3 protein-coding genes and 1 tRNA gene are annotated in these 3,794 nt (G+C 35.9%); 1 reads left to right on the top strand and 3 read right to left on the bottom strand.

Going from position 1 to position 3,794, the window contains the following annotated elements:
• Window positions 1–70: 70 nt before the first annotated feature.
• Window positions 71–146 (bottom strand) — tRNA-Thr (locus tag ACTH6U_RS21265).
• A gap of 426 nt (window positions 147–572) precedes the next feature.
• Here ACTH6U_RS21265 and coaA point away from each other — a divergent pair.
• Window positions 573–1,523: a type I pantothenate kinase gene (gene coaA / locus ACTH6U_RS21260; protein ID WP_434720982.1), complete on the top strand. Its 951-nt coding sequence runs from the start codon at window positions 573–575 to the stop codon at window positions 1,521–1,523.
• A 48-nt stretch (window positions 1,524–1,571) separates the two neighbouring features.
• Here the strand turns inward: coaA and birA are convergent, their stop codons facing one another.
• Together birA and murB are read right to left on the bottom strand one after the other, a co-directional pair.
• Complete coding sequence (gene birA, locus ACTH6U_RS21255) at window positions 1,572–2,546, bottom strand: bifunctional biotin--[acetyl-CoA-carboxylase] ligase/biotin operon repressor BirA (protein ID WP_441833092.1); 975 nt, start codon at window positions 2,544–2,546, stop codon at window positions 1,572–1,574.
• Window positions 2,543–3,577, bottom strand: a complete 1,035-nt coding sequence (murB, locus tag ACTH6U_RS21250; RefSeq protein ID WP_441833091.1) for a UDP-N-acetylmuramate dehydrogenase — start codon at window positions 3,575–3,577, stop codon at window positions 2,543–2,545. Before murB ends, birA begins: the two co-directional genes overlap by 4 nt.
• Window positions 3,578–3,794 lie beyond the last annotated feature (217 nt).

The raw sequence follows: 3,794 nt of genomic DNA, 5'->3' as shown, positions 1-3,794 counted from the left end.
AGTCGATGACGGCAGATTTACAGTCTGCTCCCTTTGGCCGCTTGGGTATCCCACCTATCCAAATTTTTAATGGTGCCGGCACCAAGAGTCGAACTCGGGACCTACTGATTACAAGTCAGTTGCTCTACCAACTGAGCTATGCCGGCATCAAGTGCTGCGCATTCTAGGAAGACTGAGCGCATGTTGCAACAAAAAAATTAACTTTTTTGTTCGTTCGCTCACTTTTTATCCGTTTATTGCATTTTTGCTGTTTTTTTAACTCTTTCTCGCTTAAAACATCAACAGCAGCCTTTAACTATAATCCATTATTAATTCATGAGTAAAGAGCTCTAATAGGTTTACATTTTTTAAATGTCTATTTTATAGCCACTATCACACTTCTATCACTCTAATTGTTAGAGTGTTTTTTAGTCAGTTAATGTCTTTTTTACTGCACCCGTCAAAAAAAAGCATATAAAACATAAAAAGTTCTACGCCTACAATCTTTCACTCGCTATGATGCTATCAAATTTTATGGATACGGATGTTTAGGCAACCTATCCAACCTGCATAAAATAGGCAGATGTTGGTTTATGAAACAAAATGAAAATTTTATTAACACTCCATATTTAGAGTTTGATAGAGAACATTGGTCAACTTTACGTGATTCAGTCCCGTTGACTCTAACATCCAGTGAGCTTCTTGAATTGAAAGGCATCAATGAAGAACTCTCGATGAAGGATGTTATCGAAATCTATCTACCACTATCTCGCTTACTTAATTTTTATATAAGCTCTAACCTACGTCGCCAAGCTGTCTTAGAACAATTCTTAGGGACTAATGGGGCCAAAGTTCCTTATATTATCGGCATTGCCGGTAGCGTGGCAGTAGGTAAGAGCACGACAGCCCGTTTACTTCAGGCGTTATTAACGCGCTGGCCAGAACACAGAAAAGTTGACCTTATTACGACTGATGGCTTTTTACATCCTAATCAGGTGTTAAAAGATAAAAATATAATGAAGAAAAAAGGTTTTCCACAATCTTATGATATGAGGAAACTAGTTAACTTTGTTTCACAGATTAAATCTGGCGCACGCCATGTTGCTGCGCCTGTTTATTCTCATTTAACCTATGATATTGTCCCCGACCAGCAACAAATCATCGATCAACCTGATATATTGATCCTTGAAGGACTAAACGTTCTTCAAAGTGACATGGATTACCCGCAAGATCCGCATCATGTATTCGTTTCAGATTTTGTCGATTTTTCAATTTATGTAGATGCTGCACCACAACTATTAAAACAATGGTATATAGGACGCTTTTTAAAATTTCGCCAAGGTGCATTTTCTGCTCCTGGATCTTATTTTCATAGTTACTCTAAATTAAGTGAAGAAGAAGCTATAAATATTGCTAGCTCAATTTGGGATGAGATTAATGGATTAAATTTAAAAGAAAATATATTGCCAACAAAAGAACGAGCAAGTTTAATAATGACCAAAGGTGAAAATCATTCTATTCAAAGTGTTAGATTGAGAAAGTAGTTATTTTTTAATTATTATTGGCCGGTTTAATTCCGGCCCGAAATTTTATTATTCATTTGATCTTAATGATATTTCACCACCAATATATGGCACAATTTCTCCGTTTTCTTTTTGTAATAAAAGTGCACCCTGCTCATTAATTCCTCGTTCAACGCCAACTACAATATCATTACCTATCAATAGCTTAATTTTCCTATTGAAAAAATTATCAAGCTTAAACCAACGCTCGATGAAAGGTTTTAAACCTGCTTTCTCAAATAAAACTAATGCTGTTCTTAATGTTTGAATAATATTTATTGATAATTCATTTCGTTCAATATCATTAACTTCATCTATTAAAGATGCCCATGACTGATTTATTGCCTTATTATCTTCAACGTTATTTTTATCCATTCCAATATTAATACCAATGCCAATAATAATATGCGCAGCATCACCAGTTTTACCGGTTAATTCAACAAGAATACCTGCAAGTTTTTTATCATTCATATAAAGGTCATTAGGCCATTTTACTTTTACTTTATTCGAACCTAACTTATTTAGTGTTTCAGCGATAACAATACCTACAACTAAACTTAACCCTATTGCCGCAGCAGGCCCTTGTTCGAGTTTCCAATACATTGACAAATAAAGGTTGCAACCAAATGGAGAGATCCATTGGCGGCCTCTCCTTCCTCGACCTGCACTTTGATATTCAGCTAAACAAGTATCACCCGATTTAAGATTTGGGATCCGTTCCAACATGTATTGGTTGGTTGAGTCAATAACAGGTTCTACGATGATATTAACGTCATCAATTTGCTTTTTAATTGTTTCTCTGTTTAATAGATTCATTTGATAAGGGAGCTTATAACCTTTACCTGTCACCGTTTGAATATTCAAGCCCCATGATCGTAGCGTTTTAATGTGTTTATTAATTGCCGCCCTTGTCATGCCTAACTTGTCGCCAAGCTGTTCACCTGAGTGCAGCTGTGCATCCGATAAAATATCAACAAGCTGTAAAGGTATACTTATCTCTTTCATACAAGACAATCCATAGCGTTAATCTCACCTTTCTTTCCAATAAATCTAACTTCAGGTTCTAAAAGAATACCAAAGCGCTTTGCGACTGTCTGGCTTACAAATTTAGCTAATTCAACAATATCTTGTCCTGTTGCTTGATTTTTATTAATTAAGACTAATGCTTGTTCTGTGTGTACCGCAGCGCCGCCCATTTCATAGCCTTTCAAGCCACACTGATCGATTAACCACCCAGCAGCAAGTTTTACACGCCCATCTATTTGCAAGTATTGTGGGCAAGTTGGATATTTAATTTTAATTTGCTGCGCTTCTTCAGCTGATATAACGGGGTTTTTAAAAAAACTCCCCGCATTGCCTGTTACGGTAGGATCAGGTAATTTACTTTTACGTGTCTGACATACAGACTCAAAGACTTGTTGTGGAGTCACTATAGCGGGATCTAGCTTAGCGAGGTCTCCGTATGTTAGTTTTGGTGCCCATACCTTAGAAAGTTTCAATCCGACGCTAACAATGGCGTAATTCTCTTTATATGCATGCTTGAAAATACTATCACGGTATCCAAACTGGCACTCATCAACAGAAAGGCGAGTAATATTTCCAGTCGCTAAACAAAGTAGGTCAACATACTCACATATATCTTTTAATTCTAATCCATATGCGCCAATATTTTGAATAGGCGCAGAACCTACACAGCCAGGGATCAGTGCTAAATTTTCAGCACCATAAATACCTTTGCTTAACAGTATTTCCAACAACTGATGCCAATTTTCGCCAGCTCCAACTTGTATATGCCAGAATTCATCTGTCTGTGTTATTTGAATGCCTTTGATTCTATTAACGATGACGGCACCTTCAAAATCTTCAATAAATAAAATATTACTTCCACTACCAAGTAGCAATATGGGTAATTTTTTATTTGTTGTCTCTATCCACAGTTGATGTAAAGCATCCGCACTTTGTACGATAGATAAAGACGATGCTTTCGCCTCAATACCAAAGCTATTAAATAATTTGAGTTCAGAATTCAGGTTCATACTACCTTCAATACTAAAAAACTAAGATGAGGTAAGTCTATCAGTCAGGCTTAATAGAGAATAGTAGCAATCTATAAATAATCATATAAGTACAATCAACTTACTTATGTGAGCTAACGGATAAGATTATTATTTGATCTGAGTATATAAAATAGAAATGATGAAATGATGAAATGATGAAATGATGAAATGATGAAATGATGAAATGATGAAATGA

Source organism: Providencia sp., assembly GCF_052096715.1.
Classification (GTDB): domain Bacteria; phylum Pseudomonadota; class Gammaproteobacteria; order Enterobacterales; family Enterobacteriaceae; genus Providencia.
This window is presented reverse-complemented; position numbering and strand designations above follow the sequence as displayed.

Coding starts and splice junctions, on each gene's coding strand:
- murB (WP_441833091.1), bottom strand. CDS start 3,577: ATGAACCTGAATTCTGAACTCAAATTATTTAATAGCTTTGGTATTGAG.
- birA (WP_441833092.1), bottom strand. CDS start 2,546: ATGAAAGAGATAAGTATACCTTTACAGCTTGTTGATATTTTATCGGAT.
- coaA (WP_434720982.1), top strand. CDS start 573: ATGAAACAAAATGAAAATTTTATTAACACTCCATATTTAGAGTTTGAT.